Raw genomic sequence first — 17,266 nt, 5'->3', positions numbered from 1 at the left:
TCTTCGCTAAATGTGACAACGCTTGTTTCCTGATATTGTCGGGGCATCGCGTCGGTGTCAAGATGGTGCTCATGGACCAGACCCCCAGCGAGCGCCCTTACCGCGGCGTCGAGGCCGCGCGGCGACTGGCCGAACGACGGGGCCGGCTGTTGGCCGCGGGCCTAGACCTGCTGGGCGCCGACCAGCAGGATGCGTCGGCGTTGACGGTTCGCGCGGTCTGCACCCGCGCCGGCCTGACCCCTCGCTACTTCTACGAAAGCTTCAGCGACAGAGACGGATTCGTCGGCGCGGTGTTCGACTCGGTGATCGCCGACCTGGCCGCCACCACTCAGGCCGCGGTTGCAGCGGTGCCCATACCGGAACAGTCCCGCGCCGGCATGGCCAACATCGTGCGAACCATCGCCGAGGATCCGCGGGTCGGACGGCTGTTGTTCAGCACCCAGCTCGCCGACGCCGTGATCGTGCGCAAACGCGCCGAATCCACCGCACTGTTCGCAATGCTGCTGGGCCAGCACGGTGGCGACAAGTTGCGGATGCCGGCCAGCAACAGCGTGAAGGCGGGCGCACACTTCGCGGTGGGCGGGGTCGGGCAGATGATCAGCGCCTGGCTGGTCGGCGACGTGCAGCTAGACCCCGACCAACTCGTCGATCAGCTGGCCGTGCTGCTCGACGAACTCGCCCATCCGCGGCTGTACGGCCTCACGGAAACAACGGCAACTGCCACAGCCGCATCCCGGGATCCAAGAGCCATAGACGCAACATCGTGAGCCGCATGATGCGCTGGGCACCACGGATCATGAAAATTGCCAGCGGCACCTCGATGCCCAGTGCGGTCACCACCGACAGCCAGATGTCTTCGGGCCCGGCGGTCATCAGGTCGAACCAGGCGTCACAGATCAGCAGCACGCCGGAAGTGAAGGCCGCGAACAGCAATACCTGGCGGCGGAAGTAACCGAAAACCGCCGTCGCCACCATGAAGCCGACCAACAGGATGTCGAAGCCCACCCAGGTCAGTACCCAGTTGTGCGCGACGTAACTATCCGGCAGCGTCAGCGCGAGATAGGCCAGCCAGGGAATCATCGCGATCGAGCCACCGATCATCAGGCCCAATCGGAGACGTCTCATCCGGGCAATCACCGCCGGGTCGATCACCTCGGACAGCGGTGCCTCCAGCCGCGTGATCAGATCCCGCCGCTGCGCGGGTGTCAGCGCCGCGATCTGCTCGTCGGTCAAAATGCCGTCCGTCATCATCGACTCCCCCGACTTGGCAACGGTTTTGCCGACTAGGTTACGGCGTGCTCCCGGGGTCGCCGGTCGGCCGCCGTCTTGGGCACAGCCTGCGCATCACTCGCACCGAATTCCTGTACCCAGCAGGCAAACTCAAGCGTGATCCCATCAGGATCCTGGAAGTAGAACGAGCGCACGTAGACGCCGGGATGCAACGTCGCCGAAGCCTGCATCTCGCTCTCGTCGTGGTTGAGTATCGGGCCGACTCGTACGCCCTTGTCCTTGAGCCGTTGCCGGTAAGCGTCGAACTTCTCGGCCGGGACGTGAAAGGCGAGATGGTTCATCGTGCTGACCGCGCTGGTGATGTCGCCGATACCCGGAATCGCGCCGGGCGACGAGATGCCCGGCACCCGGTCGGGTGCGTCGGCGAACCAGAAGAACGCGACGCAGTCGCCATTGCCGGCGTCGAAGAAGAAATGCTGGCCCGCGCCGCCCGGTAGATCGAGCGACTTGATCAGTGGCATGCCGAGAATGTTGCTGTAGAAGTCCACGGTGCGAGCCATGTCCGAACACACCAGCGCAACATGATTGATTCCGCCGAGTTCGAATTCGGAGTTGGGGTGGTCGGGCTTGATCATGTTGCGGCTCCCCTAGATTCCTGACGCGTCGGGCCTGGCTAATCAGTGAAACTGAATCTAACATCAGATTCAGTTCCACTCCAAGGAGGAATATCAGGTGCCGATCGCGGCGGCGTCCAACGGCCGGCCGGCCGAATTCCCGACGCACCGCGGCCGTCAGACGCAGGCGGCGATCGATGCGGCCGCGCGAACGGTCATCGCGCGCAAGGGAATCCTGGCGACGACGATTGCCGACATCGCCGCGGAAGCCGGCCGTTCGTCGGCATCCTTCTACAACTACTACGACTCCAAAGAGGCGATGGTCCGCCAGTGGGCGCTGCGCTTTCGTGACGAGGCCAACGAGCGCGCCCGCTCGGTCACCGGGCATGGTCTGTCCAACCGGGAACGCGCCCACGAGGCGGCCGCGGCGCACTGGCACACCTACCGCAACCGGCTGGCCGAGGTGATCAGTGTGTCCCAGCTGGCGATGGTCAACGACGACTTCGCGCAATACTGGGCCGAGATCTGCGATATCCCAATCTCTTTCATCGCCGAAACGGTACGTCGCGCGCAAACCAAAGGGTATTGCCCGGGCGACGATCCACAGCTGATCGCCGAGGCGATCGTGGCGATGTTCAACCAGTTCTGTTACATCCAGCTCAGTCGATCCACCGACGGGGAACTCGACGACCAGGCCTGCATTCAAACCCTCGCGAACATCTACTACCGGGCGATCTTCGCAACGGAAGGTCATTGAATTGACGCCTAACAGTGGCAGCGCAGGAGTTGTCCGCGAGTTCGTCGGCCTTCCGTCGCCCACCGCCGGGCGCGCCGGCGCGGGCGGACACCCCTGCCAGGGGCTGTATCACCGCGGCGTGGGGCGCAAGCCGAAGGTAGCCATGATCGCCACGCATTACCAGATCGACTTCTCCGAGCACTATCTCGCCGATTACCTGGCGATTCGGGGTATTGGATTTCTCGGCTGGAACACCAGGTTCCGTGGCTTCGAAAACAATTTCCTGCTCGACCACGCGCTGGTCGACATCGGCGTGGGAGTGCGCTGGTTACGCGAGGTTCAGGGCGTGGACACCGTTGTACTGCTGGGCAATTCGGGAGGCGGATCGTTGATGTCCGCATACCAGTCACAGGCCGTCGAGCCGAATGTGACCCCACTGCCGGGTATGCGGCCGGCCAGCGGGCTGACGGAGTTGCTCCCCGCCGACGGCTATGTCGCCACCGCGGCGCACCCCGGACGCCCGGAGGTGCTGACCGCCTGGATGGATGCCGCCGTCGTCGACGAAAACGACCCCGTCGCCACCGACCCAGACCTCGACCTGTTCAACGAGGTCAACGGTCCGCCGTACCCGCCGGAGTTCATCGCCCGATACCGCTCGGCGCAGCTCGCGCGCAACCACGCCATCACCGACTGGGCCGAGACGGAACTCAAACGTGTTCGCGCAGCCGGCTTTTCGGATAGGCCGTTCTCGGTGATGCGAACCTGGGCCGATCCCCGCATGGTCGATCCCAGCATCGAGCCCACCCAGCGTTCGCCTAACCTGTGCTACGCGGGTGTGCCGGCCAAGGCCAACCGCTCGGCACACGGCATCGCCGCGTCCTGCACGCTGCGTAACTGGTTGGGTATGTGGAGCCTGCGGGTGGCGCAAACCCGGGCCGAGCCGCACCTGGGCCGCGTCGCCTGCCCGGCCCTGGTGATCAACGCCGAGGCGGACACCGGCGTGTTTCCGTCGGACGCCCAACGCATCTACGACGCGCTCGCGAGCACTGACAAGTTGCAGGTCTCGATCGACAGCGACCACTACTTCACCACCCCGGGCGCGCGTAGCGAGCAGGCGGATACCATCGCCAGGTGGATCAGCAAGCGGTGGCGCTGAGAGTTCTCGCCCACTTCGTTCCCGGTGACAAAGTCCTCGATTTCCTTGCGGCCGAAGCAGATTGGCTCGACATTCGCTGGTGCGCCCCCGATGACGACACCGGCTTCTACCGCGAGCTGCCCGAAGCCGACGTGATTTGGCATGTACTACGGCCGTTGTCCGGCGACGACCTGAAACGCGGGAAGAAGCTGCGGCTGGTGCACAAGCTCGGCGCCGGGGTGAACACCATCGATGTGGCGACCGCGACCGACCGCGGCATCGCGGTCGCCAACATGCCCGGCGCCAATGCGCCGTCGGTGGCCGAGGGAACCGTGCTGTTGATGCTCGCCGCCCTGCGCAGGCTGCCGGAGCTCGACCGGGCCACCCGACAGGGGCGTGGGTGGCCGCTCGATCCCGACCTGGGCGAGACAGTCCGCGACATCGGTGGCTGCACAGTCGGCCTGGTGGGTTACGGCAACATCGCCGCGCGCGTCGCCGCCTTCGTCGGCGCCATGGGCGCCACCGTCGTGCACACCAGCACGCGCGACGACGGCCGGCCCGGCTGGCGGCCGCTGCCCGAACTGCTCGCCGGCAGCGACATCGTCTCGCTGCACCTGGCGTTGACGGCCGACACCCATCATCTGCTCAACCGGGACGCGATCGCCTTGATGAAGCCGAGCGCGGTGTTGGTCAACACCTCGCGCGGCGCCATCGTCGACGAGGACGCGCTGGCCGGCGCGCTGCGCGACGGACGGCTGGCGGCCGCGGGCCTCGACGTTTTCGAGGCCGAGCCGACCGCGCCCGACAATCCGCTGTTCGGCCTGGACAACGTCGTGCTGACACCGCACGTCACCTGGTACACCGTCGACACGATGCGGCGCTATCTGGTCCAGGCCGTCGCCAACTGCCGCCGGCTGCGCGACGGCGAGCCGCTAGCCCACCTGGTAACCCCTGTAGTCAACCAACCCACCGGTTATTAGATTGAAGACTGCTTGGCCGAAACAAGCCCCGAACGCATGGGAAGGCGACCAATGCCGATCGCAATAATTTCCGAGCATCAAGATCTGGCCGACTCGGTGCGCTCCCTGGTGGCGCGCGTCGCGCCGTCCGAGGTGTTGCACGCGGCCATGGAGACTCCGGTCGAGAACCCGCCGCCGTACTGGCAGGCTGCCGCCGAGCAAGGCCTGCAAGGTGTTCATCTCTCCGAGGCGGTCGGCGGGCAGGGCTTCGGCCTGCTCGAGCTGGCCATCGTGCTGGCCGAGTTCGGTTACGGCGCAGTGCCCGGGCCGTTCGTGCCGTCGGCGATCGCCAGTGCCCTGATCGCGTCGCACGACCCGGAGGCCAAGGTGCTCGCCGAGCTGGCGTCCGGCGCGGCCATCGCCGCCTACGCGCTGGACTCCGGGCTGACCGCCACCCGCAAGGGCCCAGAGGACGAGGGGGTGCTGGTGATCCGCGGCGAGGTCCGCGCGGTGCCCGCCGCGGCGCAGGCGTCGGTGCTGGTGCTGCCAGTGGCGATCGACTCCGGCGACGAGTGGGTGGTGCTGCGCGCCGAGGAACTCGACATCGAGCCGGTGAAAAGCCTGGATCCGCTGCGGCCGATTGCCCATGTGACCGCCGACGCCGTCGAGGTCGGCGAGGATGCTCTGTTGAGCACCTTGACCAGGACGAACGCCCACGCGCTGATGTCGACGCTGCTGTCCGCCGAGGCGATCGGCGTGGCCCGCTGGGCGACCGACACGGCGGCGCAGTACGCCAAGATCCGGGAGCAGTTCGGCCGGCCGATCGGCCAGTTCCAGGCCATCAAGCACAAGTGCGCCGAGATGATCGCCGACACCGAGCGGGCCACCGCGGCGGTGTGGGATGCGGCACGCGCGATCGACGAAGGCTCGCCGGACGTGGAGTTCGCCGCCGCCGTGGCCGCGACGCTGGCACCCACGGCCGCCCAGCGCTGCACGCAGGACTGCATTCAGGTGCACGGCGGCATCGGCTACACCTGGGAGCACGACACGAACGTGTACTACCGCCGTGCGCTGATGCTGGCCGCCTGCTTCGGTCGCAGTTCGGACTACCCGCAGAAGGTGGTCAACACCGCGACTACCACCGGCATGCGGCCGGTGGACATCGACCTGGATCCCGAGACCGAGAAGCTGCGTGAGGAGATCCGCGCGGAGGTCGCCGCGTTCAAGGCGAGGGATCGGGAGCCGCGCACGGTGGCACTCGCCGAGGGCGGTTGGGTATTGCCGTACCTGCCCAAGCCGTGGGGCCGGGCGTCCAGCCCGATCGAGCAGATCATCATCGCCCAGGAGTTCACCACCGGGCGGGTCCGGCGGCCACAGGTCGGCATCGCGGCGTGGATCATCCCGTCGATCGTCGCGTTCGGGACCGAGGAGCAGAAGCAACGCTTCCTGCCGCCTACCTTCCGCGGCGAGATGGTCTGGTGTCAGCTGTTCTCCGAGCCGGGCGCCGGATCGGACCTGGCCGGGCTGAGCACCAAAGCGACCCGGGCCGACGGCGGCTGGCGCATCACCGGCCAGAAGATCTGGACCACCGCCGCCCAGTACTCGCACTGGGGTGCGCTGCTGGCGAGAACTGAGCCCAGCGCTCCGAAACATAATGGCATCACCTACTTCCTGCTGGACATGCGCAGCGAAGGTGTGACGGTCAAGCCGCTGCGGGAGTTGACCGGGAACGCGATGTTCAACACCGTCTACATCGACGACGTGTTCGTTCCCGACGAGTGCGTGCTGGGCGAGGTCAACCGCGGCTGGGAGGTCAGCCGCAACACACTGACCGCGGAGCGGGTGTCGATCGGCAGCAGCGACGCAAACTTCCTGGCGACCCTGCCCCAGTTCGTCGAGTTCGTCCGCAATTACCGTTCTGAAGGGCAATTCGATCAGGTCGCCCAACACCGGGCCGGGCAGTTGATCGCCGAAGGGCACGCGGCCAAGGTGCTGAACCTGCGCTCGACGCTGTTGACGCTGGCCGGCGGTGACGCGATGCCGTCCGCGGCGATCTCGAAGCTGTTGTCGATGCGCACCGGTCAGGGCTACGCCGAATTCGCGGTGTCCTCGTTCGGCACCGACGCCGCAATCGGCGACCCCGATGAGCTGGCGGGTAAGTGGGGCGAGTATCTGCTGGCCAGCCGCGCCACCACCATCTACGGCGGCACCTCGGAAGTACAGCTCAACATCATCGCCGAGCGGCTGCTGGGCCTGCCGCGCGACCCGTAAAGAAAATCCATGCCGAACCGAGGCCGGTCCCGGTTCGGCATGGACGTCTATGTAGTTGAGGGCCACGCCGGTCTGAGGCCGGTCTGGGGTCGTCAGACCGGCGTGGGTTCCCCCCTTAGTTGCGGGACGGCCAGCCTATGTATCTGGCAGGACGAGGCTGGCCGGCCCCGCATTTTGGCGGCTCACCACCAGGGGCGCCACCAGTTGCCGCCGCCCCAGCCAGGGTGTCCCCAACCATTACCCCAGCCGTGGCCCCAGCCGCGGTCCCAGCCGCCGCCGCGGTCCCAGCCGCCGCCGTGACCCCAACCACCGTGTCCGCCGCCGGGACCCCAACCGTGGCCACCGTGGCCACCGCCGGGCCGCTCGGGAAGAGTCCCGGGGCTGAGCGGGGCGCCACCGTGCGGGCCGCCGATGTCGAAAGTCGTGGCGGGCGCGGGTGCGGGCGCCGGCGCGGCCTGCGCCGCGGGCGTCCCGCCGAACAGCATCGCGCCGGCCACCGCGCCGGCGCCGACAGCGCCCGCGGCCGCGCCGCGGAGCGATCGCACTGAATTCCTCATGGTGAGCTCCTTCCCAGAACCCTGTCCCCCGACATCTCGAAACGCTACGCATAAATTCCTTGGCAAACAATAGCAATGGCTCCAAATCGCGGCGTGAATTCGGTAACAATTCAATTGCGCCGGGCCGAACGGTAGAACGTATCTGCGTACCGTAATTCTGCGTTTCAATTAATACTTATCCGCGTTATTCAGGAAACCAGATGATACTGAGATCAGTAACCACTGGTTGTGTTAAATCCCCGATCAAAGCCATTTACTGATGTACTGACGTACGGAGATCATCAAGTAAGCAAATCATCGTTTACTGCAACTCGATGCGCTCAACTCGCGGCGCCGTACTCTTTTATGGCCTCCCCGGATAAACTCCGTGCCAGACAAACACACGGTCGTCAGGAACATTGCTTGCTATATTCCTTCAGCTACTTTCTAATTTCCGCCGGTGAGGATTGCGGCCACGTCCGCGCTGGCCGCGGCTCCTCGGCATGCCGCCGTAACACCCGACCTCGCGCGACGCGACTTACGCTGGGGTCAGTGCGACAATCAGTAGGCAACGTGTACGGAAGCACTGATTTACTGATCGGCAACCCACGGGAGGGACGGTCGCCCAGTGAGCTTCAACCCCGGCCACAACGGGCCCGGCGCCGGAGGGTTCCGAGCGCAGATGTCCCCGACACCCGCCGGAGACAGCGCACCAACCGAACGCCTTGCCGGGTTCCGGCAGCCGCGCCCGCCACGAATGGTCGGCGATCCCGCGGGGTCCCGGTCACGCTCCACGGGCGAAACCCCCCGCATCCAACGGACGCGGCGTACCGTCGACCTCCCGGCCGCCACCCATCGAGCACTCGACATCTGGCAGCGGGAAGCCGCCGACCAATTGGGCGTCGCCCGGGTCACCGGCCAGGAGGTGCTCACCGCGCTCATCGACCAGCTGCTGGCCGATCCCAAACTCGCGGCCCAGATCGTCCGAGCCATCCAGGACCGGCGCTAGCCGGTCCCCCACCGCGCCGCTAGTCGACCTGCATTTCGCGCAGTTCGCGCTTGAGAATCTTGCCGGTCGGGTTGCGCGGCAATTCGTCGAGGAAGATCACTTCGCGCGGCACCTTGTAGCGGGCCAGGTGGTCGCGTACGTATCCCTTGATGGTGTCCTCGTCGAGGTCGGCGCCTTCCTTCTTCACGACGAACGCGCGTAGCCGGTGGCCCCACTCCTTGTCCTCGACACCGATCGCGGTGGCCTCCACCACGGCTTCGTGTCCGCTGATCAGATCCTCGACCTCGGCGGGGAACACGTTCTCGCCGCCGGAGACGATCATCTCGTCGTCGCGGCCGCTGACGTAAAGCAAGCCGTCTTCGTCGAAGTAGCCGACGTCGCCCGACGACATCAGGCCGTCGATGATCTGCTTGTGCCCGCCGCCCGTGTAGCCCTCGAACGGGAAGGCGTTGCCGACGAAGATGCGACCCACGTCGCCCTGGGGCACCTCGTTGCCGTTGTCGTCGAGGATCTTGACCTTCACACCCTTGACGACCGGACCGACCGTCGAGGCGTTCTTCTCCAGGTCCTCGGGCCGGGCAATCGTCGCGAACGCGATCTCCGTCGAGCCGTACATGTTGTAAACGACCGGACCGATGTCCTTCAGAGCGCGGTTGGCCAACTCGGCCCCCAACTGAGATCCGGACACGAAGATGATCTTCAAGCTGGACAGGTCGGGCTTGGAATCCATCTTCTCCAGCGTGTCGAGGATGCGCGACAACATCACCGGCACCACGACCATGGCCGTCACCTTGTGCTTCTCGATGTCTTCCAGCACCAGCGGTGGCTTGAACTTGCGCCGCAGCACCAGCGTCGATCCCAGGAACATCGCGATAGTGGCGTGCAGATAACCGAGCGCGTGGAACATCGGCGCCGGCAGCGAGGTGACCTCGTTGGCCTTGAACGGGACGTGCGACAGGATGCCGCCGACGGGGGCCAGGGTGGGCGGGGTGCTGCGGTTGGCGCCCTTGGGTGTCCCGGTCGTGCCGCTGGTCAGGATGATGATCGACGCGTGTTTGCTGGCCTTGGGCGCGGGCTCGGAGCTGCTGCGCTTGATCAGGTCGGCGAGCGTCTCGTCGGTGCTGCCCGAGTCCTCGTCACTGTCCGGGTTAGTGCCCAGCGCGCGCAGCTTGCCGAGTTCGGGCTCAGCTTTGCTGACGGCGCTGGTGTATTCGTCGTCATAGATGATGACCTTGGCGCCTTCGCGCTCGGAGACCTCTTTGATCTGCGGACCGGAGAATTCGCTGTTGAGCAGGATGATGCGGGCACCGACGCGGGCCGCGCCGTAGTTGGCGATGACGAACCAGCGGTGGTTGCGGGCCAGGATGGCGACGCCGTCGCCGCCCTTGACGCCCTTTTCGATCAGGCCGTTGGCCACCGCGTGGGCGGCCTCGTCGAGCTCGCGATAGCTGAACTCGCCGTCCTCGTCGATCAGCGCCGCGCGATCCGGCGTCCGTCTGGCGTTGAGCGAGGGCAGCATGCCGAACTCACCCCACTTCGCGATGTCGGTCGCCATCGCGGCGGTCTTCAGCGGCGACTCCAGCTTGAATGCACCCGCCTCGAAGATCTTCCGCACGTAGTGCAGTTCGGCTGAGCCGCGTTCGACATATTGCTGGACCTTGGAAACGGCTTGCCCGGGCAGGCCTGGAAGGTTAGGCATAACCTCACCATATGTGACGCGGGTCGCAACGCGGCCAGAAAATTTTCCCGGAATTACGATGAACGCCATGACCGGTCCGGTGTCATTGGAGGTTGCCGGGCACCATGTCACGATCACTCACCCGGACAAAGTCGTCTTCGAAGCCCATGGTGAGACCGGGCCTTACACCAAGCTCGACCTGGTCCGCTATTACCTTTCGGTGGCCGACGGTGCGTTGCGGGGTGTGGCCGGGCGCCCGATGATCCTCAAGCGCTTCGTCAAGGGAATCGCGCAGGAGGCGGTGTTCCAGAAACGTGCGCCGACGAAGCGGCCGGACTGGGTCGACGTCGCCGAGCTCCACTACGCGCGGGGCACGTCGGCCGCCGAGGCCGTCATCCACGACGCCGCTGGGCTGGCGTGGGCGATCAACCTGGGCTGTGTGGACCTCAACCCGCACCCGGTGCTCGCCACCGACCTCGACCACCCCGATGAGCTGCGCGTCGACCTGGACCCGATGCCCGGGGTCGACTGGCGGGGCATCGTCGACGTGGCCCTGGTGGCCCGCGAGGTGCTGGAGGACTACGGCCTGGTCGCGTGGCCGAAGACGTCCGGGTCGCGCGGCCTTCACATCTACGCCCGCATCGCCCCACGCTGGGAGTTCCGTCAGGTCCGGCTGGCCGCCCAGACCGTGGCCCGTGAGGTGGAACGGCGAGTGCCCCACGCCGCGACCAGCCGCTGGTGGAAGGAAGAGCGCGAGGGGGTGTTCGTCGACTTCAACCAGAACGCGAAGGACCGCACGGTCGCGTCCGCCTACTCGGTGCGGGCCACCGCGGACGCCCGGGTGTCGACGCCGCTGTTTTGGGACGAGGTGGCCGGCTGCCGGCCGGAGGCGTTCACGATCGCCACCGTCCCCGACCGGTTCGCCGCTATCGGTGACCCGTGGGCGGGGATGGACCCCTCCAACCAAGCAGCGGTCGGCGACCTGGACCGGCTGCTGATGCTGGCCGAGGAAATGGGCCCCCCGGAGCGGGCGCCGCGCGGCGCGGCAAAGAGCGCCGACGGGCGCCGCCAGTCCTCGATGCCACTGATCGAGATCGCCCGGACCAAGACCAAGGACGAGGCAATGGCCGCGCTGGACACCTGGCGTGACCGCTACCCCGCCGTCGCCGAGCGGTTGGCGCCGGCCGATGTGCTGGTCGACGGCATGCGCGGGCCGAGTTCGATCTGGTACCGGATCCGGATCAACCTGCAGCACGTTCCCGCCGACCAGCGCCCGCCGCAGGAGGAGCTGATCGCCGACTACAGCCCTTGGGAAGGGAAAGGGGACTGGAAAGCTGACTGATCAACCCCTGGGTCTGCGGGAGCGCAAGAAACTCAAGACCCGCCAGGCCATCAGGCGTGAGGCATTCCGCCTGATCGAGGCGAACGGCTATGCGGCCACCGCCGTCGAGCAGATCGCCGAGGCCGCCGAGGTGTCGCCGAGTACCTTCTTCCGCTACTTCGGATCCAAGGAGTCGTTGCTGCTCGCCGACGACCTGGACCCGCTGATCTTCGCGGCGTTCGAGGCGCAGCCGCCCGAGCTGTCGCCCACCGAGGCGATCCGCCGCGCCTACACCGAAGTCATGGCCGCTCTGCCCGCTGAGCAGCTGGATTTCGAGAACACCCGGCAGCGGCTGATGTTCTCGATACCCGAGCTCAAGGCCGCCATGTACGACGAGTACTACCGCACCGTCAACGTTGTGGCCGAGATGATCGGGCGCCGAATCGGCCGTCCCACAGACGATTTCGAAGTCCGGGTGTTCGCCGGAGCACTGACCGGCGCGATGATGGCCGCCGCCGACAGCGCGCCACCGACGGCCGCGACGATCTATCGGGCCCTGGACTTCGTCGATGCCGGCATGCCGCTGCGGTGAGCGGCAAAACCGTGCGGCGATGCAGGTCAGAGTCGGCCACGCGATACTCTCACGCGATGCGACAGGGATGGAATCGGCGGGGGTTCTTGCAGCTCGCCGGTGCCGCCGCGGCCGCCGCGGCGGCCGGGCCGGCGGCGGGGTGCTCGAACCCCAAACCGCCGGCGGGCACTGCCGGCAGCGAAGGCGTGACGATCACCCATCTTTTCGGTCAGACCGTCGTCAAGACGCCGCCCAAACGTGTGGTCAGCGCGGGCTACACCGAGCAAGACGACCTGCTCGCCCTCGGCGTCGTACCGATCGCGGTGACCAACTGGTTCGGTGACCAGCCGTTCGCGGTGTGGCCGTGGGCCCAGCCCAAGCTCGGCAGCGCACAACCCGTGGTGCTGAACCTGGACAACGGGATAGCCGTCGACCAGATCTCTGGCCTGAAACCCGATCTGATCGTCGCCATCAACGCCGGCTTGGACGCCGACACCTACCAGAAGCTGGCCGCGATCGCACCGACCCTCGCGCAGTCCGACGGCGACGCGTTCTTCGAGCCGTGGAAGGACCAGGCCACAGCGGTCGGCCAGGCGGTGTTTCAGGCCGACCAGATGAAGGCGCTCATCGATGGCGTCGACAAGCAGTTCGTCGCCGTCGCCCAGAGTCACCCGCAGTGGAAGACCAAGCGCGCGTTGCTGATGCAGGGCACCCTGTTCCGGGGCAGCGTGGTCGCCACCGCGGCGGGCTGGCGAACCGACTTCCTCAACCAGATGGGTTTTGTCATCGCCGACAGCATCAAGCCGTTCGTCAGCGATCATCGCGCCGTCATCCCGCGCGACCAGATCAAGACGGTGCTCGATTCCGCCGACGTGGTGATCTGGACGACCGAGAGCTCCGACGAGCAGAAGACGCTGCTGGCCGACCCCGAGATCGCGGGATCGCAGGCGACCATGCAGAACCGCCATGTCTTCACCACCAAGGATCAGGCCGGTGCGATCGCTTTCGCGTCGCCGCTGAGTTACCCGATGGTCGCTGATCAGCTGCCCCCACTGATCGGCAAAGTGCTCGGATGACGCCGGCTCTTTGAGCATTCGCTAAGGCAGCTCTGGCAGTGCTCGAAAATCCCGCTCTGGCCTCTTTGCCTGCGCCGATTCCGAAGTTACCGTTCAGTAATGAGCGTGACGGATCTCCCCGCGGACGTGTCGACCGAGCTGGTCGGCAACGTCGTCTTGGACTACGGCGACCAGGCGCTGTTGGTGCAATGCGGCAGCACCGCAGAGGTATTGGCATGGGCGGACACGTTGCGGGCGGCGGCACTGCCCGGTGTGCTCGACATCGTTCCCGCCGCCCGCACGGTGCTGGTCAAACTCGACGGCACTCGATATCAGGGCGCCATCCGACAGCGACTACGGAAACTGCGGATCACGGCGGACACGGCCGCCCCGGCCGAGCGCACCGCCGATGTGGTGATCGACGTCGTCTACGACGGTCCGGACCTCGCCGAGGTCGCCAGCCACACCGGACTGACGGCCGCACAGGTCATCGACGCTCACACAGCCACGCTGTGGCGAGTCGGATTCAGTGGATTCGCACCGGGTTTCGCGTACCTCGTCGACGGCGATCCGCGGCTGCGGGTGCCCCGCCGGGCCGAGCCGCGTACCTCGGTACCGGCCGGCTCCGTCGCACTCGCGGGTGAGTTCAGCGCGATCTATCCACGCCAATCCCCCGGCGGCTGGCAACTCATCGGCCGCACCGACGCGGTCCTGTGGGACCTGACGCGGTCCGATCCGGCGCTGCTGACGCAGGGCATGTGGGTTCAATTCCGGGCCGCGTGATCAAGGAGCATGCCGTGACAAAATCCGATATCAAGTTGGAAATCCTGCGGACCGGACCACTCGCCGTCCTCCAAGACCTCGGCCGGATCGGGCAGGCCCACCTCGGCGTCGGCCGGTCCGGCGCCGCCGACCGCCGCTCGCACAAACTCGCCAATCGGCTCGTCGCCAACCCCGACGATCGCGCCACCGTCGAAGTCACCTTCGGCGGGTTCGCCGCCCGGGTGCACGGCGGCGACGTCGACATCGCGGTGACCGGCGCCGACACCGACCCGTCGGTCAACGGAATCAAGTTCGGTACCAACAGCATTCACCGCGTCCGTAACGGCCAAGTGATTTCGCTGGGCACCCCGCGAGCCGGCCTGCGGACGTATCTGGCGGTGCGTGGCGGTATTTCGGTGCAGCCGGTGCTGGGCTCGCGCAGTTACGACGTGATGTCGGCGATCGGCCCGTCGCCACTGTCCCCTGGAGACCGGCTGCCCGTCGGCGCGCACACCGACGAGTACCCCGAACTCGACCAGGCCCCCGTCGCGGCCATCAGCGCCGACACCGTGGAGCTGCTGGTGGTACCCGGGCCACGCGACGACTGGTTCGTCGATCCCGACGTGCTTGTCCACACCGACTGGGTGTCGTCGGATCGCAGCGACCGGGTAGGGATGCGGCTGGTCGGCCGTCCTCTGCAGTACCGCTTTCCCGACCGGCAGCTGCCCAGCGAGGGTGCCACCCGGGGCGCGATCCAGGTGCCGCCCAACGGATTACCGGTGATCCTGGGGCCCGACCATCCGATCACCGGCGGTTACCCCGTCGTCGGCGTGGTGATCGACGAGGACATCGACAAGGTCGCCCAGGTGCGGGCGGGCCAGCACGTGCGACTGCACTGGGCGCGGCCCCGATTGCCGGCGGGCGCCCCGTCGCGGTAGACATCGGGCGTTGTCCAGATGCGCGCCCGGCGACAAAGTTGTAGACAGGGAGTGTGCTCACCCAGGTACACACCGCGCGCCTGGTTCACACTGCCGACCTCGACCTCGACACGCGGCAGCGCGTTCAGCACATGGTCGCCGACGCCTTCGCGGGCGACTTCAACGACAATGACTGGGAGCACACCCTGGGCGGCATGCACGCCCTGATCTGGCAGCACGGCGCGATCATCGCGCACGCCGCGGTGATCCAGCGGCGGTTGATCTATCGGGGCGACGCGCTGCGCTGCGGCTACGTCGAAGGGGTCGCGGTACGCGAAGACCACCGCGGACAGGGGCTGGTGCACGCGCTGCTCGACGGAGTCGAACAGGTGCTGCGCGGCGCCTACCAATTGGGCGCACTGAGTTCATCGGTCCGGGCCCGCGGCCTGTATGCGGCACGCGGCTGGTTGCCGTGGACCGGACCGACGTCGGTGCTGACGCCGAGCGGTCCGACGCGCACGCCCGACGACGACGCATCGGTCTTCGTCTTCCCGGTCACGGTCACCGTGGACACCTCGGCGGAACTGATGTGCGACTGGCGCGGCGGCGACGTTTGGTAGCGCGGGCCGACCGTGCGCGAAATCTCCTTCACCCCAGCGCGATTCATCACACGGGGGTTAGCTACACTGTGAGTTGTTTGTCCCGTTTGGCGCCGTAATTGTGGTGCACGCCACACTGATTGACCGCCCTCACACGGCCGGACATCCAAGGGTGAGCGGAAATTCACGCCCGGGTCATTGCGGGCAGCGCTCGGGCAACAATGGATTTCTAGCGTTATCGCCATGAAACTTTCGCTGGGCCGTTCGCATGTCCTTTCGAACTGGGACCCCGAAGACACCGTGGCCTGGGAGGGTGGCAACGACAAGATAGCCCGCCGCAACCTGATCTGGTCCGTGGCCGCCGAGCACATCGGCTTCTCGGTCTGGTCGATCTGGTCGGTGATGGTGCTGTTCATGCCGGCGTCGGTGTACGGCTTTTCCGCCGGGGACAAATTCCTGCTCGGCGCCACCGCCACCCTGGTCGGTGCGTGCCTACGCTTTCCCTACACGTTCGCCACTGCGAAGTTCGGCGGACGCAACTGGACGGTGTTCTCCGCGCTGGTGCTGTTGATCCCGACGGTCGGCACGATGGTGTTGCTGGCTCACCCCGGCCTGCCGCTGTGGCCGTATCTGGTGTGCGCGGCGCTGGCCGGCCTCGGCGGCGGCAACTTCGCGTCGTCGATGACCAACATCAACGCGTTCTACCCACAGCGTCTTAAGGGTTGGGCGTTGGCGGTCAACGCCGGTGGCGGCAACCTCGGGGTACCGGTGGTTCAGCTGGTCGGCCTGCTCGTGATCGCGGCCGCCGGAAACCGGCAACCGTATTGGGTGTGCGCCAGTTACCTTGTGCTGCTGGCGATCGCCGGCATCGGCGCCGCGCTGTACATGGACAACCTGCAGCATTACCGCATCGATACGTCCACCATGCGGGCGGTGTTGTCCGAACCGCACAGCTGGGTGATCGCGCTGCTGTATATCGGCACCTTCGGCTCGTTCATCGGTTTCTCGTTCGCGTTCGGCCAAGTGTTGCAGATGAACTTCGTCGCCAGCGGCGAGAACACCGCGCAGGCCTCCTTACATGCCGCCCAAATCGCCTTCCTGGGGCCACTATTGGGATCGATGTCGCGGGTCTACGGCGGCAAGCTGGCCGACCGCATCGGCGGCGGCAGGGTCACGCTCGCCGTCTTCTGTTCGATGATCGTGGCCGGTGGAATACTGGTCAGCGCAAGCACTTTCGGGAGCCATGGGACGGGCCGGACCTCCGCCTCGACGATGGTCGGTTTCGTGATCGGCTTCGTCGCCCTGTTCATCCTGTCCGGCATCGGTAATGGGTCGGTGTACAAGATGATTCCCTCAATCTTCGAGGCGCGTAGTCACTCGATGCAGATGGGCGAGAACGAGCGCCGGCAGTGGTCACGTTCCATGTCCGGAGCACTGATCGGCCTCGCCGGTGCGATCGGAGCTCTGGGCGGCGTCGGCGTCAACCTGGCACTGCGGCAGTCGTATCTGCACAGCGGCACCGCGACGTCGGCGTTCTGGGCGTTCACGTTGTGCTACGTGGCCGCCTCGATACTGACCTGGGCGGTGTACGTCCGCCGTCCGCTCGAGGTGGTGGCACCAGAGGCCGCGCAGGCCGCATCGGGGGCTCGGCTGGCTACCGTATAGGCGCGGTATACGCGTTATACCGATTCGGTAGAGAACACGTTCAGCACGAAATGTATTACACCTCACACCGAATTCCACATCCCGCGTGAGCTGTGACGACCATCTGTGTTGATGGCCCTCAGCGATCTACCAGATAACTAGGATTCAACTTACAGGCGATATTGGACCGAATGAGTTGACGCAGTTCGGTTCCGAATGTGAGCATCGG

General features: G+C 66.3%; 17 protein-coding genes. 13 read left to right on the top strand and 4 right to left on the bottom strand.

Features of this window, described 5'->3' with window-relative positions; all coding sequences use genetic code 11:
* Positions 1 to 62 precede the first annotated feature (62 nt).
* Complete coding sequence (locus MJO58_RS02525) at positions 63 to 767, top strand: TetR/AcrR family transcriptional regulator (protein WP_239721919.1); 705 nt, start codon at positions 63 to 65, stop codon at positions 765 to 767.
* On the opposite strand, the gene MJO58_RS02520 is transcribed toward MJO58_RS02525, so the two are convergent.
* The gene (locus MJO58_RS02520) at positions 700 to 1,248 is read right to left on the bottom strand and encodes a hypothetical protein (RefSeq protein ID WP_090598913.1); all 549 of its coding nucleotides are present in this window, start codon (positions 1,246 to 1,248) and stop codon (positions 700 to 702) included. The genes MJO58_RS02525 and MJO58_RS02520 overlap by 68 nt on opposite strands.
* A gap of 35 nt (positions 1,249 to 1,283) precedes the next feature.
* Positions 1,284 to 1,865 (bottom strand): VOC family protein, encoded by a 582-nt coding sequence (locus MJO58_RS02515; protein WP_239721918.1) that lies wholly within the window; start codon positions 1,863 to 1,865, stop codon positions 1,284 to 1,286.
* A 103-nt stretch (positions 1,866 to 1,968) separates the two neighbouring features.
* On the opposite strand from MJO58_RS02515, the gene MJO58_RS02510 reads away from it, so the two are divergent.
* From MJO58_RS02510 to MJO58_RS02495, 4 genes are read left to right on the top strand one after another with little or no spacing between them, the layout of a single operon-like run.
* Positions 1,969 to 2,601 (top strand): TetR/AcrR family transcriptional regulator, encoded by a 633-nt coding sequence (locus MJO58_RS02510; RefSeq protein ID WP_090608363.1) that lies wholly within the window; start codon positions 1,969 to 1,971, stop codon positions 2,599 to 2,601.
* Position 2,602: 1 nt separating this feature from the next.
* Positions 2,603 to 3,736 (top strand): alpha/beta hydrolase, encoded by a 1,134-nt coding sequence (locus MJO58_RS02505; RefSeq protein ID WP_090598905.1) that lies wholly within the window; start codon positions 2,603 to 2,605, stop codon positions 3,734 to 3,736.
* Positions 3,712 to 4,695, top strand: a complete 984-nt coding sequence (locus tag MJO58_RS02500; protein ID WP_239721917.1) for a 2-hydroxyacid dehydrogenase — start codon at positions 3,712 to 3,714, stop codon at positions 4,693 to 4,695. Before MJO58_RS02505 ends, MJO58_RS02500 begins: the two co-directional genes overlap by 25 nt.
* 51 nt (positions 4,696 to 4,746) lie before the next feature.
* Positions 4,747 to 6,945 (top strand): acyl-CoA dehydrogenase family protein, encoded by a 2,199-nt coding sequence (locus MJO58_RS02495; protein WP_239721916.1) that lies wholly within the window; start codon positions 4,747 to 4,749, stop codon positions 6,943 to 6,945.
* Positions 6,946 to 7,127: 182 nt separating this feature from the next.
* Here MJO58_RS02495 and MJO58_RS02490 read toward each other — a convergent pair whose 3' ends face one another.
* Positions 7,128 to 7,502 (bottom strand): hypothetical protein, encoded by a 375-nt coding sequence (locus MJO58_RS02490; RefSeq protein ID WP_239721915.1) that lies wholly within the window; start codon positions 7,500 to 7,502, stop codon positions 7,128 to 7,130.
* 607 nt (positions 7,503 to 8,109) lie between these two features.
* On the opposite strand from MJO58_RS02490, the gene MJO58_RS02485 reads away from it, so the two are divergent.
* Complete coding sequence (locus MJO58_RS02485; RefSeq protein WP_239721914.1) at positions 8,110 to 8,490, top strand: ATPase; 381 nt, start codon at positions 8,110 to 8,112, stop codon at positions 8,488 to 8,490.
* 19 nt (positions 8,491 to 8,509) lie between these two features.
* On the opposite strand, the gene fadD2 is transcribed toward MJO58_RS02485, so the two are convergent.
* Entirely contained in the window at positions 8,510 to 10,189 is a 1,680-nt protein-coding gene (gene fadD2, locus MJO58_RS02480; RefSeq protein WP_239721913.1) for a long-chain-fatty-acid--CoA ligase FadD2, read from the bottom strand.
* Positions 10,190 to 10,247: 58 nt separating this feature from the next.
* Between fadD2 and MJO58_RS02475 the strand changes: the two genes are divergently transcribed.
* The 7 genes from MJO58_RS02475 to MJO58_RS02445 all read left to right on the top strand — a co-directional run bounded on the left by MJO58_RS02475 (position 10,248) and on the right by MJO58_RS02445 (position 17,058).
* Positions 10,248 to 11,510: a DNA polymerase domain-containing protein gene (locus MJO58_RS02475; RefSeq protein WP_239721912.1), complete on the top strand. Its 1,263-nt coding sequence runs from the start codon at positions 10,248 to 10,250 to the stop codon at positions 11,508 to 11,510.
* Positions 11,503 to 12,081 (top strand): acyl-CoA-like ligand-binding transcription factor, encoded by a 579-nt coding sequence (locus tag MJO58_RS02470; RefSeq protein ID WP_239723143.1) that lies wholly within the window; start codon positions 11,503 to 11,505, stop codon positions 12,079 to 12,081. Before MJO58_RS02475 ends, MJO58_RS02470 begins: the two co-directional genes overlap by 8 nt.
* Positions 12,082 to 12,137: 56 nt before the next feature.
* On the top strand, positions 12,138 to 13,136 hold the full coding sequence (locus tag MJO58_RS02465; protein WP_239721911.1) for an ABC transporter substrate-binding protein: 999 nt from the start codon (positions 12,138 to 12,140) through the stop codon (positions 13,134 to 13,136).
* Positions 13,137 to 13,235: 99 nt separating this feature from the next.
* Positions 13,236 to 13,898 carry a 5-oxoprolinase subunit B family protein gene (locus MJO58_RS02460; protein WP_239721910.1) on the top strand — a complete coding sequence of 221 codons (663 nt, stop codon included), beginning with the start codon at positions 13,236 to 13,238 and terminating at the stop codon, positions 13,896 to 13,898.
* A 29-nt stretch (positions 13,899 to 13,927) separates the two neighbouring features.
* Positions 13,928 to 14,815, top strand: a complete 888-nt coding sequence (locus MJO58_RS02455) for a 5-oxoprolinase/urea amidolyase family protein (RefSeq protein ID WP_239723142.1) — start codon at positions 13,928 to 13,930, stop codon at positions 14,813 to 14,815.
* Between the two features lie 53 nt (positions 14,816 to 14,868).
* Positions 14,869 to 15,414: a GNAT family N-acetyltransferase gene (locus MJO58_RS02450; protein WP_090598867.1), complete on the top strand. Its 546-nt coding sequence runs from the start codon at positions 14,869 to 14,871 to the stop codon at positions 15,412 to 15,414.
* 234 nt (positions 15,415 to 15,648) lie between these two features.
* The gene (locus MJO58_RS02445; RefSeq protein WP_090608357.1) at positions 15,649 to 17,058 is read left to right on the top strand and encodes a nitrate/nitrite transporter; all 1,410 of its coding nucleotides are present in this window, start codon (positions 15,649 to 15,651) and stop codon (positions 17,056 to 17,058) included.
* The last annotated feature ends 208 nt before the right edge of the window (positions 17,059 to 17,266 follow it).

This window comes from Mycobacterium lentiflavum (genome assembly GCF_022374895.2).
Classification (GTDB): domain Bacteria; phylum Actinomycetota; class Actinomycetes; order Mycobacteriales; family Mycobacteriaceae; genus Mycobacterium; species Mycobacterium lentiflavum.
This window is presented reverse-complemented; position numbering and strand designations above follow the sequence as displayed.

Excerpts from the sequence above, each read along its gene's own strand:
- MJO58_RS02495 (WP_239721916.1), top strand. The coding sequence starts at position 4,747 with ATGCCGATCGCAATAATTTCCGAGCATCAAGATCTGGCCGACTCGGTG.
- MJO58_RS02475 (WP_239721912.1), top strand. The coding sequence starts at position 10,248 with ATGAACGCCATGACCGGTCCGGTGTCATTGGAGGTTGCCGGGCACCAT.
- fadD2 (WP_239721913.1), bottom strand. The coding sequence starts at position 10,189 with ATGCCTAACCTTCCAGGCCTGCCCGGGCAAGCCGTTTCCAAGGTCCAG.
- MJO58_RS02490 (WP_239721915.1), bottom strand. The coding sequence starts at position 7,502 with ATGAGGAATTCAGTGCGATCGCTCCGCGGCGCGGCCGCGGGCGCTGTC.
- MJO58_RS02465 (WP_239721911.1), top strand. The coding sequence starts at position 12,138 with ATGCGACAGGGATGGAATCGGCGGGGGTTCTTGCAGCTCGCCGGTGCC.
- MJO58_RS02460 (WP_239721910.1), top strand. The coding sequence starts at position 13,236 with ATGAGCGTGACGGATCTCCCCGCGGACGTGTCGACCGAGCTGGTCGGC.
- MJO58_RS02520 (WP_090598913.1), bottom strand. The coding sequence starts at position 1,248 with ATGACGGACGGCATTTTGACCGACGAGCAGATCGCGGCGCTGACACCC.
- MJO58_RS02525 (WP_239721919.1), top strand. The coding sequence starts at position 63 with ATGGTGCTCATGGACCAGACCCCCAGCGAGCGCCCTTACCGCGGCGTC.
- MJO58_RS02515 (WP_239721918.1), bottom strand. The coding sequence starts at position 1,865 with ATGATCAAGCCCGACCACCCCAACTCCGAATTCGAACTCGGCGGAATC.